Genomic DNA, 19,731 nt, shown 5'->3' with positions numbered 1-19,731 from the left:
TATTCTACGATTGTTTAACAATATAACTTGTTATAGATGTTCAGGCTCTTTACCATCTACGGCAATAAACAAACGAATATGATTAAGGGAGATGTATGGATCAAACCAACATCATACGTGATTTGCTCGCTTGGCTTGATAGTAACCTAGACAAGCCATTATCCCTCGATAATGTCGCAACCAAAGCGGGTTACTCCAAGTGGCATCTACAACGCATGTTTAAAGAAGTTACAGGACAAGCGATTGGTTCTTATATTCGTTCAAGGCGTCTATCCCGTGCAGCCGTTGCATTACGTTTAACGAGCCGCCCTATTTTAGACATTGCTTTGCAATATCGTTTTGATTCTCAACAGACTTTTACCCGCGCTTTTAAAAAGCAATTTGATAGAACACCCGCACTTTATCGTCGTACTGATGAATGGTGCGCGGTAGGCATTTGTCCACCAATTACCTTAGATCCGCAAAATTTACCTAAATGGGAATTTGTAACACTATCTGAGAAGAAATTAATTGGTATTGAGCAAACTTGTAGCCACACCCTTGAGCAATGGGCCGAAGCCTGCTCTAACATGCGCCAAACCTTCTGGCGCTACTACATGAGCAAGATAAGCGCTGTCCCTCATCAAGTTTATGGGCTTCACCACGCACAACATAGCGATGAACATGAAGACGAACAACGTGTGCTTTACACCACTGCTGTTGAACCAGATTATGCAACGTTTATCGATGATGATGCAGCAAATGAAGTCTCTCTTGCTGGCGGTGATTACATTCGGTTTGATTTTGAAGGTGAGGCAAAACGCGGTGCAATGCAGGAGTTTTTATTCCTAATTTATGGCGTCTGCTTACCTAATATGGGATTAACGCGCCGTAAAGGCTATGACGTTGAAAAATATTATCTTAAAAATGTGCGTTACAGTAATGAGATGGTAACGGAGCCACAAGATCATATCGAACGTTTTGAATATTACATTCCAATTAAACGCGAACACGAAGGTGTAACTGCATAAGAAAAAGCTCTCTTTGTCGTATGAAAAAGAGAGCTTTTATTTTTTAGCGCTGGACTTCATCTAGTGCAATATCAGTAAGATGACTCACATCACCCGCGGTTTCAATCACCCAGCCATTAGCAAGCCAAGGGCTATTTTGATAATCAACGCGAGAAATAGAGCAATTACGCAGTCTTAAACGGCGTTCTGCATATGCAGGCAATCCTAATACAGTGCTCAGTAAGCACCCTAAAGCAATACCATGACTGACTAATAGTGGACGGCTATTTTCGGGTAAATCAAGGCATTGATTTAGCGCAGCCTGCATACGACTTGCTAATTCTGCCATTGATTCTCCTTGGGGAATTCGTCCATCAGGTGTACCATCAATCAAACTCTTGCGCCAAGCCTCTTCTTGTGTCTTTAATGTTGCGATCTCTCGCTGTTCAAGAACGCCCATATTAAGTTCACGTAAACGTGGGTCAGTTATCACTTCACAGCCACAAGCTTGTGCAATGATTTCTGCCGTTTGACGAGTACGGCCAAGATCGCTTGAGATAATGTGGGTAATGCCTGCTGATTTTACTTTTTCAGCAACTTGCTGTGCTTGACGCACACCATTCGCTGTTAGTGGGCTATCAGATTGCCCTTGAATACGTCTCGCCACGTTCCATTCAGTTTCACCGTGGCGAACAAGATAGACCTGTAACATACATTTTTTCCGTTATACTGCTCTAATTTTTTCAAAGGATGATTAATTCATTATGTATCATGTCATTGCAGCCACTACGAATCCAGCAAAAATCAACGCGATAAAACTCGCCTTTGAGCAAGTATTCGGTAAAGATACCTTTGATATTGAAGATATTAATGTCGATAGCCGTGTTCCACAGCAACCTATCGGAAATACAGAAACGAGAACTGGCGCACGTCAACGTGTGATGGCAGCTCGCCAAGTTCGCCCTGAAGCTGATTTTTGGGTTGGCGTCGAAGCCGGTATCGAAGATGATATGACCTTTGCTTGGATTGTTGTCGAACATGGTCAAATTCGTGGAGAATCACGCTCAGCAAGCCTTATGCTACCAGAACAGATCTTAAAAGGGATCCGTGAAGGTCGGGAGCTTGGCGATGAAATGGCTTTCTTAACAAAAATTGACAACATTAAACAGCGCGGCGGTGCGATTGGTTATTTTACTGATGGTCTACTCAGTCGTACTTCTGTGTATCAACAAGCATTAGTGCTGGCATTAGTACCTGTCACTCATGATATCTATAAAGAACTTAATCAAAAAGAAGATTAATAATTAATCTGATGCGTTTTTTTAGATAAATCAGCTTCTAGATAAGTCTGCTGTTAGATAAAAAGAAACAAAAAAAGCCATTTAATCAAACAATTAAATGGCTTTTTATTATTCTAGTTTAGTGAGTAACAACGCGACTATTTTTTCGTCATTAGTTCTTTTTCAAGCCATAATTTCACATCATGTGGCGCTGTTTTTAAACTATTAGAGCCTCTAGTGATGGTGGCAATACCAACGCCTAACTCTTCTTTTAACTCACGCTGACTTAAATCCCCTCGCATTAGCTCTTGCACAATGCGAACTCGAGTTGCCAAAGCACTACGTTCATCAGGTGTCATTAAAAGTTGTAAAATAGGAAATTGCACATTTTGCTCAAAAGCATGTTGTAATAACTCAACAAATCTTAGCCAGTGCTCATTCTCTTCAGGTGATAATGCAGGATCTTGCATCGTGGGAACCTCTTTTTGCCACACTCATTAACTAGTACATAATATAACATACTTTACTAATGTACAAAGAGGCTCCAACAATAAATCCGCGTTATTATCTCTTAATACTGACTATTCCACTCATTTTCAGTCAGTACTGGCTGCTGTTCGCCCGCAAAATAGCTATAGAAAACAGCAAAAGAGAGTACATTTTTGACATAACCACGCGTTTCAGCAAAAGGAATACTTTCAACAAACGCAATCGCGTCTAATTGACCATTTGCATCAGATAACCAACGGTCAACACGCGCAGGTCCCGCATTATACGCAGCACTTGCCAAAATACGGTTTTGGTTAAAACGTTGATAGACAGAATCAAGATAAGCGGTACCAATCTCAATATTCTTCACAGGATTTGTCAATTGTGCACTACTTGTATATCCCGTAATACCTGCTTGTTTTACCGTAAACTCTGCTGTTTTTGGCATAACCTGCATTAAACCTGTTGCACCCGCTGAAGAGCGAGCTTGGGGGTTCCACGCACTTTCTTGACGAGCAATAGCCATCGCATAATTACGGTCTATTGATTTATCTTTCGTATATTGCTCAAACTCATTTTTCCAAGCAAGAGGGAAGCGTTCTTCTAGATGATCCCACATTTTCCCAGTGATCGTGGCTTGTACTGCTAAATCAGCCCATTTTTGCTCGTATGCATAACGCGCTAATTCAGACTGTATTTGCGCTGGCTGTGAAGCGACATAGTTTGCCCATTCTGATCGCGCTAAGTTATCCATCTGCCAATACATTAACTCACGAACACGCTGTATTTCTGGCTGATTAGGGATGTTTGATGAAACACTAGGGGCTTTATCTATCACCATCACATAAGGCTTACCTAATTTGGCAGCCGCAACCATTGGGTAAAAACCACGATTTTGTGTTAGCGCTTCTAAAATAGCTTGTGCTTCACTGTTTTTACCTTGTGATTGCAATACCATTGCTCGCCAATAACGCCACTCTTCCTTATTTTTACTTTCAGGAGAGAGTCTTTCTAACCACAATGCCAATTCAGCGGGTTGATTTTGGCTTAATGCTAGGCGTACACGACGCTCACGCAATATATCTGATGCTGTATCTTGAATAACGCTATCACGCCATTTTACCTGCTCCGGTGTGGCATAAGGCATATATTGCCATGCCACAGTATCACGCATTAACTGGCGTTCACTCGCCGTCATTTTTTGCGCATGTGCGATATTATCAATCTGCGCTCTTGCTGCATCAGCGTCTTTTCTTGCCCAACGTGAAAATGCAGATTGTATGATGGCGCGAGTAAAATCTGTTGGTGAAAGCGTAGTTGCATAGCGCCCAACTAAGTTTGGATAGTCTTGTAATTCAACCAAGGCATCACTAATGGTTTGATAATTTTCAGGGAGACGTCGAGCCAAGTAAGCAGCAAGCGCCGTATTACCATTTTTAATTGCTAAATTAATTCGCTCTAATACTAATTCTGGTGTTAATTGATTCGCTTTTTGCCATTCATCAAAAAGAGGATCGCAACTTGATGGCATCGAAGTGCCATTTAACCATGCTTCTTTAGCCCCTATCCATGCTGTCTGGATATCACCGGTTGCCCATTTTGCATAATAGTAATTACATCTTGCTGCTTTAGGATTCGGTGGATTTGGACTAAAAGTCAGTAAATTTTGCCACTCTTGACGTTTTGCCAATTCATTCACAAACAATGAAGGAAGTGCTTTTGCTGGCGGTAATGTTGGATATTTAGCAACAAACTCAGTGACTACAGCAGGCGCAATGACATCAAGATTGTCCGTAATTTGACGGTATTCCAAATAGGGATAAAGTGGGTAACTTTGCAATGTGGGGAGTAATTTTTCTACTTCATCTGTTTTTTTAAGATCCCACGCTGCTTTAATTTCTTGATAACGACCACGTTGCTCACTGAGTGAGTCTGCTTGTGTCCATGTAGAAAAACACAATGCCCCTATTGCTACGGCTAATGACCATGTTTGCTTCACCACGTTATTTCTCCCACCTCAAATAGAACCACCAAAGAGTGAATACATTAGCTAATATGATAATCATTAACAATGTAAGTTCCCCTCTTTAAGAGAAATTTTCTTTACTTTCAGAGGAAGTACGAAAGGTGGATAAAAACCTCTCTTTTGACTAAGGTTTTCTTTTATAAATCGGGTATACTGGCGACTTTCATCATTTTCGGGTCTTTGGCAAAATACTGGCATTGACTTTGCTATTGTTCATTTTGGTGCCATAAACACGCGGCTTAATCACAAAAAATTTGTTTTTAGCGCAAAAAGTGGCACTTCAGATAAAATCTCTTTTATAATCAAAGGGTAATTATAGTGGCTCAATACGTTTATAGTATGTTGCGTGTCGGGAAAATTGTCCCACCTAAGCGACATATCCTTAAAAACATTTCACTCAGCTTCTTCCCGGGCGCGAAAATTGGTGTGCTTGGTCTTAATGGTGCCGGTAAATCAACATTACTACGCATCATGGCAGGTATTGATACTGATATCGAAGGTGAAGCACGTCCACAACCGGGTATTAAAATTGGTTACTTACCACAAGAACCAAAATTAAACCCAGAACATACAGTACGTGAAGCCGTTGAAGAAGCCGTTAGCGAACTGAAAAACGCATTAAACCGCCTTGATGAAGTTTATGCGGCTTATGCCGATCCTGATGCTGATTTCGATAAATTAGCAAAAGAACAAGGTCAGTTAGAAGCGATTATTCAATCTCATGATGGTCATAACCTTGAAAATCAATTAGAGCGTGCAGCAGAAGCACTGCGTTTACCTGAATGGGACGCTAAAATTGAAAAACTTTCAGGGGGTGAACGCCGCCGTGTTGCTATCTGTCGTCTTCTGTTAGAAAAACCAGATATGCTGTTATTAGATGAACCCACTAACCACTTAGATGCAGAATCTGTGGCTTGGTTAGAGCGCTTCTTACATGATTATGAAGGTACTGTTGTGGCGATCACCCATGACCGTTACTTCCTTGATAATGTAGCGGGTTGGATCTTAGAACTTGACCGTGGTGAAGGTATTCCATGGGAAGGTAACTACTCTTCATGGTTAGAGCAAAAAGATGCACGTCTTGAGCAAGAAGCAGCAACCGAAGCAGCTCGCCATAAATCTATTCAAAAAGAACTTGAGTGGATCCGTCAAAATCCTAAAGGTCGTCAGGCAAAAGGCAAGGCTCGTCTTGCTCGTTTTGAAGAGCTTAACAGCGTTGATTATCAAAAACGTAATGAAACCAGTGAACTCTTTATTCCACCTGGACCACGTTTAGGCGATAAAGTATTAGAAATTAATAATCTAACAAAATCTTATGGTGATCGCGTTCTGATTGATGATTTAAGCTTCTCTATTCCTAAAGGGGCGATTGTCGGTATTATCGGTCCTAACGGTGCAGGTAAATCAACGCTATTTCGTATGATCTCAGGTCAAGAACAACCCGATTCAGGCACCTTAACACTAGGTGATACTGTTAAACTAGCATCGGTTGATCAGTTCCGAGACAGCATGGACGACAGTAAAACTGTTTGGGAAGAAGTTTCAGGTGGCCAAGATATTATGCGTATTGGTAACTTTGAAATTCCAAGCCGTGCTTATGTTGGTCGCTTTAACTTTAAAGGCGTTGATCAAGGTAAACGTGTTGGCGAACTTTCTGGTGGTGAGCGCGGTCGTTTGCACCTGGCGAAACTGCTACAAGTTGGCGGTAACATGTTACTGCTCGATGAACCAACCAACGACCTCGACGTTGAAACTTTACGTGCGTTAGAAAATGCCCTGTTAGAGTTTCCTGGTTGTGCAATGGTTATCTCGCATGACCGTTGGTTCCTTGACCGTATTGCCACTCATATCATCGATTATCAAGATGAAGGTAAAGTGGAATTCTTCGAAGGTAACTTTACTGAATACGAAGAATACAAAAAACGTACATTAGGCAACGACGCTATTCAGCCTCGTCGTATGAAGTACAAACGTATGGCCAAATAATTAAAATTATTTTTCTTACGACCAAAAATAAAAGCAGAGATTATTCTCTGCTTTTTTATATTTAATTAGCTTGAAATTTAATAAATAATTGTAGAGAAATATTAATTAACTTTCTTGCCTATAATCAAATGTTAAAGGCGCAGTAAATGAAATACGACCATCAACTAAGCGATAGCTTTCAGGTGCGGGAAATGGCGAAGCACGTTTAACTGTATTTAACGCTTCTCTATCAAGAATGCGATTACCTGATGATGTTTCCACTTTCGCATCTAATAATTCCCCTTTAGCATTTAATACAATAGAAATTTGTGTCACTCCTGTCGCTTTAAAACGTATTGCTGTACGTGGGTAACGTTTATACATTTCAATATGACTATGTACTAAACTTTCCCAGCCCATTTGTCCACTCACCGACGAAGAGGATAAGCTATTAAATTGCGCACTGCTGGCCGTATTAGCACCAGAAACTGGCGCACTTGTCACTTCCGATGGTGCTTCAGAGACAGGAAGATCATCAGGCACTTTTACTGCCACAGGTTTCGGCTTCACTACCGGTTTGACTTTTGGCTTTTCGGGAATACGTTCATAAGTACCGTGTTCAACAACGGGCATTTTAGGTAAATCTAATACTTCTTTGACTGGCTCTGGTTCTGTTTCTGCGGGTTCAGGAACAGACATCACTTTTTCAGGGCCGATAGGAACATCTTTTGTTTCTACCTGAGCCAGTTGATAAATACCAATATCCATTGTCATCGCGGGTGGTAAAACGCCATAGCGCTCATCTTTAGATGTTATCCAACCAATAGCGACAACGACTAATGTTGCATGAAATAAAATACTGGCGGCAAATCCACCAATAGAAAATGACCTACGGCGTGAAAAAGTCGCCGACATACTACTCATAATTCTTGCCTCTGATTTTCTTTCTGATGAATTATAGGCATAATATAAACACAAATGATATTGCTTATTATTAATAATACAATAAAAAATTAGCTTGATAATTATCATAACTTGTTCGCATAAGAAGCAGTAAGAGCTTATTATTTCACTCTTTTTTAGACACCAGAGATTATGGCTAGCGATAAATCATTGGCACAAAAAATTAGTTGTGCCTATCAATCAACCTATGGACAACTTGTGCGTTTTTTCCACAAACGTACGGGTAATTACCATGATGCAGATGATTTGTCTCAAGATGTGTTTACACTATGGCTAAACAGAAAAGAACAAACACCTGTGCAAGAACAGCGTGCTTTTCTGTTTAAAATAGCGAACCACGTTTTGATTGACCATTGGAGAAAAAATCAAAAGCAAAAAGATATCTATCAGGATGATTGTGAATTAGATGACGCTGCTCAAAGTTATACCACGGAGCTTGATCCGGGATATGTTCTTGAGCATCAACAGCGTTTAGATCTACTTAGCGAAGCAATTGAAACATTACCTCCACGCCGTCGAGAAGCATTTATTCTTTATCGTTTTGATGGACTATCACAAAGCGAAATTGCAGAGCAAATGGAAATCTCAATCAGCATGGTGGAAAAGCATATTGCGGCTGCCCTATTACATTGCAAAAGATATGTCGATGCAGGAAAGGAGAAATGCACGAATGATGAGTAAGCCGGAAAAAAATATACCGGAAACGAGACCTCACATAGATGAGGACGCAGACTCCTTTTTTTTGGAGACTGATGATGAATTACTCCATGGTTCGACTGATGAGCAAGCCGCCCTTTGGTTCACCCGGCAACACAGCCAAAGGATGAGTCCTAAACAACGTCAAGCATTTAAAGTGTGGATAGAAAATGATGTAAACCGGCAAGCGTATCAAGATATTGCGGGTATCTGGCGTCAATGCGATGCATTACCACGACCAACAATAGCCACAATTGAAAAGAAAAAACGCGCACCTTGGCGACCAGTGATCCACACCACAGCAACTCTTTGTTTACTCACCGTTTTATATCTTCCTTATAGTCATTTACCTGCATTACTGATGGATAATATGACGCTTGCAACCAGCGACTTACCGAAAGAAATAACCTTAGCTGATGGCTCTAAAGTTTATTTAGACAGAAACACACAGGTAAGAGTGGCTTATGTGCAAGAAGAAAGACGATTATGGCTAGATAAAGGACAAGCTTACTTCAAAGTAAAATCAAATCCGTATCGCCCTTTTTATGTTCATGCTGATAGCCGATTAATTAAAGTGGTTGGTACTGAATTTGAAGTCAGTCGTTATGATAACAATCAAATTAACGTTGCTGTACACCAAGGGATTGTCGAAGTAAAAGCCACACCAAAATCTTCGCCAGCCTATTTGTATGCTGGCTCTCAAGCCACCAGCAAGTTAACCAGTGATAGTTTTGTTATCTCTTCGGTCAATGTTGATTCCGTGGGAAGTTGGCGTTTTGGTCAACTGCATTTCTTTGAGCGCCCATTGAATGAGGTGATAACCAAACTCAAACCTTATCTTGATATCAATATTCAAATTACCTCTCCTGAAATTGCCAAAATGAAAGTCTCAGGGATCGCGAATATAAACGATGCCAAAGACTTTATTACCGCAATTCCACTTATATTGCCGGTTAATGTTGTTTTTACCGATAAAAATAATGCGTTAATTATCAACAAGTAAAAATAAATATGAAAAATATTCTTTTTTACAGGTGAGGATAATTCTCATTTCACCCTCTTCCCTAGTAACAACAATTATTAAGTTAGTGAATGGGATTGGTGAAATGAAAATGAATAACAAAAAAGAGGCTCTTAAGAGGTCTCTGCTAGCGTTGCTAATAAGTACCACTATTGCCGCACCTTGCGCTTATGCATCTACAGTTTCTGTGGCGTTACCAGAACAGTCTTTAGCTGATTCATTAAGTGCCATTGCAAAACAAGGGCAAGTACAAATTTTATTTGATGCAAATTCGGTTAAAAACCTACGTGCTCCAGCACTTTCAGGTCAATTTGAAACCCAAACCGCATTACAAAAAGTCTTAATTGGCAGTGGATTAGAAATTATTCCACAAGGAAGTGGATTTGTTATTCGCCCTCTAGCAACGGCTAACAAGATTGTTATTCCTGAAGTTAGAGTCACAGGTGTCGGTAATGCTTATCATCCAGCTACCGATGTCGTTTCTGCACCGCAATACATCACCGCAGAAGAGATAAAACAGCGTAATACAGGTGATGGAAACGTTACTGACTTACTAAAAAGTAACCCTGCTGTTCAATTTTCCAATAACGACAGCACCTCAATGAATCAGGGTGAAATTAAACCTTCTCGTATTTCTATTCACGGCTCTAGTAGTTATCAAAACTCTTACAAGCTTGATGGTGTAAGTTTTAACAATGACTTTGACCCTGCAAAATCAGATTTAGGTGAAACCAACACACGCATTAGTAGTGACGAACAAGGGATGTACCTTGATAGTCGCCTAATTGATAGCGTAGCCGTTTACGATAACAATATTCCTGTAGAATTTGGCGGATTTACGGGTGGCACCGTTGAAGTACAAAGCCGTCGTTGGTCTGGTGAAACACACGCCAACGCCTATTATCGTACAACTCGTTCAAGCTGGAACAATATTTTCACCGATCCAAAACTAAATTTTGATACTGCAAATAATGATTTCAGTAATCCAGCCCGATTCCAGAAAAAATACGATAAACAAAACTTTGGTGGTTGGTTTGAAACAAGCTTAACAGACAATACTGGGCTTATTTTCTCTGCATCTCGTCGTGAATCTACGATCCCAATGATGATTAGCTCTGAAGGCGGAGTGATCCGTCATCCTGATGGTGAACTGGAACAAGTTGAGCAAACACCTCATTATAAAGATCAAACCCGTACCTCAGATAACTATTTTATTAAATATTCTTGGGATATTTCAGAAAAGCAAACTTTTGATTTATCAAGTAATATTGCCAGATATAAAAGCTATTTATTCTCCGGCTCTGTCTATAACTCAGGTTATGACAACGAACATAATGGTTTAAGTTTTACCGCACTTTATAAACATCAGCTTGATCTTGGTTCATTAGAATTAACGGCAGGTTATCAAAATCTGGAAGATAAACGTTCTAACGATCAAGACGAATTTGTGACCATCAAGGACTACACCGATTGGAAAAATCCACAGCAGATAAGTAGTGGTGGTCAAGGTGATTTGAAGAGCAAACAAGAAACCTATAACGCCAAAAGTATTATGCGATTTAATCCTGTTGAATGGGGTGCTGTAAGCCATCAGCCAACCACAGGATTTGAGATCAGCCGTACTAAAGGCTCTTATATTCGCGATAAAACCTACTACAACTATACCTATACTGGCTCCACTTGGGATGATCAGTGGATGGGTTCATTAGAGCAAACAACACGTTTCCTTGCCGGTACACATGATGCTTCGTATACAAACTATTCGATTTATCTTGATGATAATATCCAATATAAACGTTTAACGTTGCGCCCGGGTATTCGGTTAGATCGTGATGATTTTGTTCAAAAAAACAATATCGCTCCTCGTTTAAGCGGAACTTATGATATTTGGGGCACTGGTAATACTTTAATTATTGGTGGTGTAAACCGTTACTATGGTCGTTCCATGCTGACTTATGCGCTTTATGGCGCACAGAATGCAGGCTTACAGCACTGCTATTACTCTTGTGATAACGACAATCCGAATGATTGGGAAAATCGTACTGACTTTGAAGGCGTCGATTCGCTAAAAACACCTTATAACGATGAAATTACTTTAGGTTTACAACAAGAAATCGCATCCACGACGTGGCGTTTACAATATGTTCATCGTGAAGGTCGTGACGAAGTGCGTAGTGATACTAAATATCCAAATGACAAAGATAAAATAAGAATTCGTCAATTTAATAACAATGGACGCAGTACTCACGATACCGTAACGCTTTCTGTGAAAAATAGTCAGCCGTGGGAATTAGCGCAAGCTGACCATGTTTTTAATGCTTCTATTAGCTGGCAACAAAGCAAAACGAATACACCTAAAGATTCTGGCTATGCCAACTTCGATCCTAGTGTACAAGGAATGAACTACGACAAAGTGTGGTATGACGGAAAAATCATCAATGCAAAAGACTTACCTTCTGGCAACTTTAACTCACCATTAAAAGTCACGGCTGAACTCACTAGTGTTTGGGATGATTTAGATCTGACTTGGTATAACCGCCTTCAATGGAATGGCGCTCGTTCACAAGCAGAAAAAGCCAATAATGGTTCCCCAAAACCAAGTGAATATGGTCCATTATTTGAATACAAAAAACGTAATTACAGTAGCCGTTTTACTTGGGATACCAAACTAGGTTGGAAACCTGAATTTGCTTATGGTGTAGGTATTTCTGTTGAAGTAAATAACGTCCTTAACACTAAAAATGTGTCTGACTACTTCACTTACCAAGATAAAGATTACAAATCGTATGAACCAGGTCGTCAGTTCTGGTTACAAGTCAGCTACGACTATTAATAAATTGACGAAGTTAATGTGAGCAACCAAGTCGATACACAATAAAAATATGACCAATAAGCAATGAAAACAATAAAACAATTTTTCTATTTAGTTTCACCTTTTTGGGGGCGGCGTGCCGCCCTTTACTGCTGGTTTCTATTGATTATTTCGTTAACCTTAACCCTGTCATCGGTTTGGTTTAACGTCAAAATGAATGAATGGAATGGCAGTTTCTATAACGCATTACAACAACTTGACGGACAAGCGCTATACAAACTCCTTCAACAATTTGTCATTATCATTGCAGGATTAATCACTGTCGTGGTTATGGGCGATTTTTTACGCCAAAAAATGGTTATTCGCTGGCGAGAAGGCATGACAGAGCAAGTCCTCGACCGCTGGTTATCGAAAAACAGTAAACACTATATGCTAAGACTGACTTCTCAAGAGCCTGATAACCCGGATCAGCGTATTGCAGAAGATATTCGTTTACTGATCGAATCAACCATGCGTTTAACGGTGACATTTTTACACTCGTTACTCACACTTATCTCTTTTGCCACCATTCTTTGGTCGCTGTCTGGCGCTATCTCTTTCACCTTAGGCGGTAGCGAATGGACAATTCCCGGCTATATGTTCTGGGCTTGTATTATCTATACCATTATTGGGATCACCATTACGCAGTTTATTGGTTCGCCATTGCGTAAAATTAATATGGATAAACAACGCAAAGAAGCTGATTACCGTACTGCGCTTATCACTCGCAAACAACATGGCGATGCGATTGCAGGTCAACGTGGTGAAATGAGTGATCGTAATGAATTAATGGGTCGCTTTTTAGGGGTTATTCGTAACTGGAATAGCCTTATCCGCTACGAAAGAAATTTGGCTTTCTTCACTGTGGGTTATCAACAAGCGACTGCAATGGCGCCCATTATTTTTGCCCTACCTAAATTCCTTGCTGGCGAGTTAATGCTAGGGGGATTAATGCAATTAAGACAAGCATTCTCTAGTGTTGCAGGCGCATTAAGCTGGTTTATTTTCTCTTATAAAGAGATTGCCGCATGGCAAGCAACAGTAACCCGTCTTTATAATTTCGTGGTGCTTTTAGAGCATGATCATGAGTCAGAAGTCGCTGATTTAAATGATAAACAGACTAAATTGAAAGCTAATCTTTCTCTATTTATGCAAGATGATAGCCTGTTAATCCAAGATATTAACTTCTCGGTAAAAGCGGGTGAATTAACCGTTATCGAAGGTTGTTCTGGTTTAGGTAAATCAACATTGCTTAGAGCATTAAGTGGACATTGGCCTTACTTCAAAGGGGAAATTCAACGCTCGCCAAATGTGTGTTGGATCCCACAACGTATGTATCTGCCTTTTGCGCGTTTAGATAGTTTGCTCGCTTATCCTTGTCAGCCTAATCAATTCTCCACTAAAGAGTACGAAGAAGCGCTTCATTTGGTGGGCTTAGACAAAATAAAAAATCAACTTTCACTCGAAACTGATTGGACAACACGCCTATCAGGTGGTGAGCAACAGCGTCTTATTTTTGCCCGTTTATTACTCAATAAACCTGAACTTATTTTATTAGATGAAACCACATCAGCCCTTGATGAGCAAAATGCGTTAAACATGTTGACGTTGCTAAAACAACATCTGCCAACCGCGGGGATTGCCTTAGTCAGCCACCAGCGCTTTACACATGTGATTGCAGATAATGTGCTTTCATTAAAAGCCCCTATCGTATCCTCCTCTCAACCTGTTGGAGCTACCGAATATGTATCGTAACTTACTGATTGTTTCAGTCAGCCTTTCACTTTTAGGATGTGCTGCAAGCACCCCTAATCAAAATGACAAAAATACGCTACTACTGCGTCCTGATGTTCGCCATTTTACGCTAGATAATGGGTTAGACGTCTACTTACTGCAACGTCAACAAACCGGCGTTGAAATGCGTCTATTAGTGAAAAGCGGTTCTGTACAAGAAGATGAAAAGCAACTTGGTTTTTCACACTTTACAGAACATATGGCGTTTAAAGGTACAACTCATTTTCCGGGTACAACGGGCTTTAAACAACTTGAAAGCCTAGGTATGAAATTAGGTAGTCACGTAAATGCCGCAACAAGTTTAAATGCGACAACGTATAAACTGTCACTCCCAAATGCAAACCCCATCCAAATTAAGACAGGGCTAAAAATCTTATCAGACTGGGCATTTGAAATGACATTTGACCCTATTGAATTTGATAAAGAGCGCCCGGTTATTGTTGAAGAATGGCGTTTGCGCCAAGGTATTGGTTTTCGTATTAATCGCCAGTTAGAAGAGTTACGTTATTACGGTAGTCGTTACCTTAATCGTGACCCTATTGGCGATCTCGACATCGTTAAACACGGCGATGTGAAAGATGCGAAACGTTATTATGATACTTGGTATCAACCAGAAAGAATGGCTTTAGTGCTGGTGGGTAACTTTAATCAAGGCGATGCTATCGCGGATATTAAACAACTATTTAACGCTAAAAATAGCGAGAACAAAGGGATTGACGATCCATCTTGGCACAATTTTATCGATCATAAAGATTTACTCGTTAAAACGATTTTCGATAAAGAGCAAGGCTCGCGTATTTTGCAATTTACCTTGCAACGGACTTTGCCTGCCCCTTTAAATAGCCGCCAAGGTCAATATGAAGACCTAATGGATTCATTATGGCTATCGATTTTAAATCAACGCTTCTCAACTATCGTCGATAATGGCTTGATTGCGTCTATTAGCGCTAATGCGCAAGGTGCAATGTTAGACTCTCGTCGCTCACAACAATTGATGATTGCGCACCCTAAAGGGAATGACTACCAAGGCGCATTAGATATCTTATTGACTGAAGTTCAGCGTTTAGCGTCTGTTCCTGTGACTCAAGAAGAGCTAGATAATGCACGTAACGCCTTGTTAAAACGTTTAAGTCAACAAGCTGCGGGCGAAGAACGTTACGAGCACGATTATTTAGCCAACCAAATCACGACAGCCATTGAATTGGATATGCCAATTCAAACAAAAAAACAGGCATTAAATTTAAGCTATCAACTCATCAATAAAGTGACGCCTGAAACGCTTGAACACTATTTTGCGCAATACCTAAAACAAGCATCACCACGCGTTGCTGTGATTGGCCCTGATAATGATGCTAATTTGTTTAATGCCACTAAAGCCACACAACGCTGGCAAGAAATTAGACAATCAAATCCAGGTGCATTTACGTTAAAAACGCAAGCTGTTGTATTAGATGTCAAACCTGAACTCACAGGTTCAGTTGTTTCAACACAATCACTGCCCATTGAAAAAACACAACAGTGGACACTGAGCAATAACGTAAAAGTGATTGTGAAAAATGACAGTTATCTCAAAGATAATATTCAAGTTTCACTGCGTATTCCGGGTGGTTCATCCCTTGAAACCAATCAAAGCTTAGGCATGGTGCAATGGGCATTAAAATTACCTGAAGCCAGTGGATATGGTCATTATAATGCGCGTGAATTGGCGTTATTTACCAAGCAACACCAAATTAATTTACGCCCTTATAGCGAACTGTTATTCCACGGTTTCCGTGGTGAAGCACCAATTGATGAATTGGAAACTTTACTCACGTTAATGCACTTAAAAATCACGTCACCGCAATTTAATGGCGAGAAATTAGAGCAACAAAAACAAGCGATGGCATTAGGGATCTCAAAAACACCTGTTGAACGCACCTTCTTAGATAATATCAATAAAGAAAGCTATCAAAATGGCGATCGTTTAGTGATTTCGCCTCAAGGTGCTTGGAGACAATTTACTGCCCAACAATTACAGCAAACCAACCAAATGATCTTAGGGCAACCGGCTGATATGACCTTAGTTATCAGTGGTCCTATCAATCTAAATCAAGTTAAACCTCTTGTTGAGCGTTGGATTGCGAGTCTGCCAACGCGTTCAGAGCAACGCTTATTTTGGGCAGATCCCGCTATTAATCCTAAACTTACCTCGTTTAGTAAAACATACCCTATTGCAAGTAGCGATAAGAGCATGATTAGCATTCAATATGCGGCACCGGCTCAATGGTCACAGCAGCAAGTATTAGCGCTGAATTTACTTGATACGGTGATCAGTCAACGCTTAAGGCTCAATCTGCGTGAACGTGCCGGGGGCATTTACTCTCTTGGTTTTTCTGAAATGTTAACGAAAGTCCCGACAAGCTACTATACCGGCCGTTTAAACTTTACGGCATCACCTGAGCGTGCAGATGAATTAATTACTCTTGCTCGTAAAGTCGTGAATGAAGTTAAACAATCAGGCATTACAGATAAAGAGTTACAAGAGGCTAAAAATATCTGGCTAACTGAAAATTCACAGGTAAATGACAGTGCAAGCTATTGGACGGATGCTCTGGCTCAAGTTGCAACTGATGACCAACAGTACCAGCGTTTACTTACTGATCCTGCCATCATAAAAACATTAAGTGTTAACGATATAAACCAAGTAGCTCGTCAGTGGTTAGGTGAGAATGAAAAGGTCTTTAAGTTAACGCCACCGAATCAAAAATAAACATGACTTTAGTTTATAAACGATAATTAACTACGTTATCGAAAACAAAACGCCCAGTTTAAGATAAAACAGGGCGTTTATTCATCAATTTTAATCAAGTTATAACAGCAACATTCAAATTCATTGATTATTAAATTTATTAATCTTTTTTAACAGCAAAACGACCACTGCCTAAAAACATAACAGCAATCGCGGCAAATAGATAAAAGCCCGCACTTTCTGGCGCCCATCCCCCTGTTTTAGGGTTTAATGCAAATAGATCACCAGAATGAACCATCAATACAGCAACAAACATTGTACCTGCTAAAACAAGTGCTGACGCACGAGTAAATAAACCGATAATCAGTAAAATAGGAGCAACCACTTCCCCAATCACTGTACCGTAGGCAATAAAGGTAGGTAGATTAACATTAGCTAACATTCCCTGAATACCTGCTAATCCGCCCGGTTCCATTTTATGAAGCCCATGTAGTAACATTAAAACTCCAAGAGAAACACGTAATACCAATTTACCTAAGTCAGAACAGTCAACAAGTTGATTAAATTTATTAATCATAACGTCTCCAAATTCAAAATAGTGATGTGTGTTTTTAATACGTATTAATAGGTACACTACATTATATGATGAAATATTATGAATGAGTGTGATTTTTATTATCACTATTTGTTCTCATTAACTAATCACTTAGATTATTATTGCTTTATCGCCCTCTACTCACCTTTTCCATGATTAAGATCACAACTTATTAACATAATAAACTCTTAATCACTCACTTCTCGTTATGCTAATAGATATCTCATCTGACCAGTATAAAAAGGGTATCCGATGGCACATTATTCTCATCTATTTTCGCCTCTTGATTTAGGGTTTACCACACTTAAAAACCGTATTCTTATGGGATCGATGCATACTGGGCTTGAAGAAAATCCAAATGACGCCCCAAAACTTGCACAGTTTTATGCCAAAAGAGCCGCTGCAGGTGTTGCATTAATAGTGACTGGCGGGATCTCTCCCAATAAACAAGGGGTGTTATTGCCACATGCCGCAACCTTGATGTCTGAAAGCCAACTAACCACTCATCAACTTGTTACAGATGCAGTTCATCAGCAAGGAGGTAAAATTGCATTACAGATATTGCATACCGGTCGTTATAGCTACCAACCTAATTTAGTTGCACCTTCAGCCATTCAATCACCAATCACCCCGTTTATGCCAAAAGCCATGAGCCATGAACAAATCGAACAAACCATCAATGATTACATTCATTGCGCTCAATTGGCACAAAAAGCAGGCTATGATGGTGTAGAAATTATGGGATCTGAAGGCTATTTAATTAATCAGTTTTTAGTCAGCCATACTAATCAACGAGACGATCAATGGGGGGGAAATATTGAAAATCGTTGTCGTTTTGCGCTACGTATTCTTGAAGGCATAAAAAAAACCGTCGGTGAGCAGTTTATTATTATTTACCGTCTTTCTATGTTGGATTTAATTAAAGATGGCTCAGATGCATCAGAGGTACTTTACCTTGCCAAAGCCGTTGAAAAAGCCGGTGCTACCATGATCAACACGGGGATCGGCTGGCACGAAGCACGAATTCCAACGATAGCCACCATGGTACCAAGAGGTCAATTTTCAAATGTAACACGCGAATTAATGGGAAAAGTGAATATCCCACTGATTACATCCAACCGAATTAACACACCACAAACCGCAGAAGCTATTTTAGCTGAAGGCTGTGCTGATATGGTCTCAATGGCTCGCCCTTTTCTTGCTGATCCTGAGTTTGTACTTAAAGCACAGCAGGGACGTGAAGACGAAATCAATACTTGCATCGCTTGCAATCAGGCATGCCTTGATGAAATATTTTCGGGGCAAACTGCCTCTTGTTTAGTTAATCCTTTTGCTTGTCGAGAAACAGAACTTCTAGTTATTCCCACTCTACAGCCTAAAAAATTAGCGGTTGTCGGAGCGGGTCCTGCGGGTTTGTCTTTTGCTGTTATGGCAGCGAAACGAGGTCATCATGTTACGTTGTTTGAAAAAGAAGATGTTATTGGTGGACAACTGAACATTGCCAGCCAAATTCCGGGGAAAGAAGAATTTCAAGAGACATTACGCTACTTTAAACGACAGCTACAACTCACTGGTGTGATTGTTAAAAATAATACCGAAGCCACCCCTGAACATCTTGAAAACTTTGATGAAGTCATTTTAGCGAGTGGCGTTAAACCTCATATTCCTGAGATTGAAGGTCTTGATGCTCCCATTGTAAAATCTTATCTCGACGTTCTTAAACACCACCAACCCGTAGGTAAAAATGTTGTCATCATAGGGAGTGGCGGAATTGGCTTTGATGCAAGCCTTTATCTTACGCAAAAAGGGCAATGTAGTAGCCTAAGCCCTTGCGCCTTTAATAAAGAATGGGGTATTGATCCCACACTTTCTTATCGTGGTGGCATAAAGCCCGCAAATCACCTTAAAGACGATACTAAACACATTGTTATGACACAGCGTAAAGCCGGGAAAATAGGCTTAAGCCTAGGTAAAACAACGGGTTGGATACATCGTTTAACGCTAGAGAAAAAAGGGGTTAAATTTTTAACCCATTGCAACTACCAAAGGATCACACCAGAAGGTCTAGTTATTGAACAGGATGGAAAACAACAACTTATTCCTGCTGATAATATTATATTGTGTACAGGGCAACGCGCTTATCACCCATTGCTTATGCCTTTAGAAAAAGAAAATAAAACGGTTCATCTTATTGGTGGAGCAAAAGATGCCAGTGCATTAGATGCAAAACGCGCTATTAGACAAGGCACAGAACTCGCCCTAGAAATTTAATCAATTAAGATTAGCAAAGCAAAAAGAAACCCCACATAAATGTGGGGTTCTATTTTTTATTAA

At 40.1% G+C, this 19,731-nt stretch carries 14 protein-coding genes; 9 read left to right on the top strand and 5 right to left on the bottom strand.

The window, feature by feature from the left end; genetic code table 11:
• Positions 1 to 95: 95 nt before the first annotated feature.
• The gene (gene robA / locus QQS39_RS03145; protein WP_151434240.1) at positions 96 to 1,010 is read left to right on the top strand and encodes an MDR efflux pump AcrAB transcriptional activator RobA; all 915 of its coding nucleotides are present in this window, start codon (positions 96 to 98) and stop codon (positions 1,008 to 1,010) included.
• Between the two features lie 43 nt (positions 1,011 to 1,053).
• On the opposite strand, the gene gpmB is transcribed toward robA, so the two are convergent.
• On the bottom strand, positions 1,054 to 1,701 hold the full coding sequence (gene gpmB, locus QQS39_RS03140; RefSeq protein WP_151434239.1) for a 2,3-diphosphoglycerate-dependent phosphoglycerate mutase GpmB: 648 nt from the start codon (positions 1,699 to 1,701) through the stop codon (positions 1,054 to 1,056).
• A 52-nt stretch (positions 1,702 to 1,753) separates the two neighbouring features.
• On the opposite strand from gpmB, the gene yjjX reads away from it, so the two are divergent.
• Entirely contained in the window at positions 1,754 to 2,290 is a 537-nt protein-coding gene (gene yjjX / locus QQS39_RS03135) for an inosine/xanthosine triphosphatase (RefSeq protein ID WP_023580954.1), read from the top strand.
• 137 nt (positions 2,291 to 2,427) lie between these two features.
• On the opposite strand, the gene trpR is transcribed toward yjjX, so the two are convergent.
• Positions 2,428 to 2,739, bottom strand: a complete 312-nt coding sequence (gene trpR, locus QQS39_RS03130; protein ID WP_151434238.1) for a trp operon repressor — start codon at positions 2,737 to 2,739, stop codon at positions 2,428 to 2,430.
• 101 nt (positions 2,740 to 2,840) lie between these two features.
• Positions 2,841 to 4,760: a murein transglycosylase gene (gene sltY, locus QQS39_RS03125; RefSeq protein WP_285805367.1), complete on the bottom strand. Its 1,920-nt coding sequence runs from the start codon at positions 4,758 to 4,760 to the stop codon at positions 2,841 to 2,843.
• 342 nt (positions 4,761 to 5,102) lie between these two features.
• On the opposite strand from sltY, the gene ettA reads away from it, so the two are divergent.
• A complete protein-coding gene (gene ettA, locus QQS39_RS03120) occupies positions 5,103 to 6,770 on the top strand; it encodes an energy-dependent translational throttle protein EttA (protein ID WP_151434236.1) in 1,668 nt (555 codons plus the stop codon).
• Between the two features lie 105 nt (positions 6,771 to 6,875).
• On the opposite strand, the gene QQS39_RS03115 is transcribed toward ettA, so the two are convergent.
• Positions 6,876 to 7,673 (bottom strand): energy transducer TonB, encoded by a 798-nt coding sequence (locus QQS39_RS03115; RefSeq protein WP_151434234.1) that lies wholly within the window; start codon positions 7,671 to 7,673, stop codon positions 6,876 to 6,878.
• A gap of 171 nt (positions 7,674 to 7,844) precedes the next feature.
• On the opposite strand from QQS39_RS03115, the gene QQS39_RS03110 reads away from it, so the two are divergent.
• From QQS39_RS03110 to QQS39_RS03090, 5 genes are all read left to right on the top strand, one after another.
• Positions 7,845 to 8,393 (top strand): RNA polymerase sigma factor, encoded by a 549-nt coding sequence (locus QQS39_RS03110; RefSeq protein WP_151434233.1) that lies wholly within the window; start codon positions 7,845 to 7,847, stop codon positions 8,391 to 8,393.
• Complete coding sequence (locus QQS39_RS03105) at positions 8,383 to 9,411, top strand: FecR family protein (RefSeq protein ID WP_285805366.1); 1,029 nt, start codon at positions 8,383 to 8,385, stop codon at positions 9,409 to 9,411. The genes QQS39_RS03110 and QQS39_RS03105 overlap by 11 nt, the downstream gene beginning before the upstream one ends.
• A 103-nt stretch (positions 9,412 to 9,514) precedes the next feature.
• Positions 9,515 to 12,262 (top strand): TonB-dependent receptor, encoded by a 2,748-nt coding sequence (locus QQS39_RS03100; protein ID WP_151434232.1) that lies wholly within the window; start codon positions 9,515 to 9,517, stop codon positions 12,260 to 12,262.
• A 63-nt stretch (positions 12,263 to 12,325) separates the two neighbouring features.
• Positions 12,326 to 14,035 carry an ABC transporter ATP-binding protein/permease gene (locus QQS39_RS03095; RefSeq protein WP_285805365.1) on the top strand — a complete coding sequence of 570 codons (1,710 nt, stop codon included), beginning with the start codon at positions 12,326 to 12,328 and terminating at the stop codon, positions 14,033 to 14,035.
• The gene (locus QQS39_RS03090; RefSeq protein WP_151434230.1) at positions 14,025 to 16,823 is read left to right on the top strand and encodes a M16 family metallopeptidase; all 2,799 of its coding nucleotides are present in this window, start codon (positions 14,025 to 14,027) and stop codon (positions 16,821 to 16,823) included. The genes QQS39_RS03095 and QQS39_RS03090 overlap by 11 nt, the downstream gene beginning before the upstream one ends.
• Before the next feature lie 139 nt (positions 16,824 to 16,962).
• On the opposite strand, the gene QQS39_RS03085 is transcribed toward QQS39_RS03090, so the two are convergent.
• A complete protein-coding gene (locus QQS39_RS03085) occupies positions 16,963 to 17,379 on the bottom strand; it encodes a DoxX family protein (protein WP_151434229.1) in 417 nt (138 codons plus the stop codon).
• A 270-nt stretch (positions 17,380 to 17,649) separates the two neighbouring features.
• Between QQS39_RS03085 and QQS39_RS03080 the strand changes: the two genes are divergently transcribed.
• Positions 17,650 to 19,668, top strand: a complete 2,019-nt coding sequence (locus tag QQS39_RS03080; protein ID WP_285805364.1) for an NADPH-dependent 2,4-dienoyl-CoA reductase — start codon at positions 17,650 to 17,652, stop codon at positions 19,666 to 19,668.
• The last annotated feature ends 63 nt before the right edge of the window (positions 19,669 to 19,731 follow it).

The sequence above is a fragment of the Proteus appendicitidis genome (genome assembly GCF_030271835.1).
Taxonomy (GTDB): domain Bacteria; phylum Pseudomonadota; class Gammaproteobacteria; order Enterobacterales; family Enterobacteriaceae; genus Proteus; species Proteus appendicitidis.
Note: the sequence above shows the minus strand (reverse complement) of the source record. Positions and strands in the feature narration are given on the sequence as shown.

Coding starts and splice junctions, on each gene's coding strand:
- robA (WP_151434240.1), top strand. CDS start 96: ATGGATCAAACCAACATCATACGTGATTTGCTCGCTTGGCTTGATAGT.
- gpmB (WP_151434239.1), bottom strand. CDS start 1,701: ATGTTACAGGTCTATCTTGTTCGCCACGGTGAAACTGAATGGAACGTG.
- yjjX (WP_023580954.1), top strand. CDS start 1,754: ATGTATCATGTCATTGCAGCCACTACGAATCCAGCAAAAATCAACGCG.
- trpR (WP_151434238.1), bottom strand. CDS start 2,739: ATGCAAGATCCTGCATTATCACCTGAAGAGAATGAGCACTGGCTAAGA.
- QQS39_RS03115 (WP_151434234.1), bottom strand. CDS start 7,673: ATGAGTAGTATGTCGGCGACTTTTTCACGCCGTAGGTCATTTTCTATT.
- QQS39_RS03110 (WP_151434233.1), top strand. CDS start 7,845: ATGGCTAGCGATAAATCATTGGCACAAAAAATTAGTTGTGCCTATCAA.
- QQS39_RS03105 (WP_285805366.1), top strand. CDS start 8,383: ATGATGAGTAAGCCGGAAAAAAATATACCGGAAACGAGACCTCACATA.
- QQS39_RS03100 (WP_151434232.1), top strand. CDS start 9,515: ATGAAAATGAATAACAAAAAAGAGGCTCTTAAGAGGTCTCTGCTAGCG.
- QQS39_RS03095 (WP_285805365.1), top strand. CDS start 12,326: ATGAAAACAATAAAACAATTTTTCTATTTAGTTTCACCTTTTTGGGGG.
- QQS39_RS03090 (WP_151434230.1), top strand. CDS start 14,025: ATGTATCGTAACTTACTGATTGTTTCAGTCAGCCTTTCACTTTTAGGA.
- QQS39_RS03085 (WP_151434229.1), bottom strand. CDS start 17,379: ATGATTAATAAATTTAATCAACTTGTTGACTGTTCTGACTTAGGTAAA.
- QQS39_RS03080 (WP_285805364.1), top strand. CDS start 17,650: ATGGCACATTATTCTCATCTATTTTCGCCTCTTGATTTAGGGTTTACC.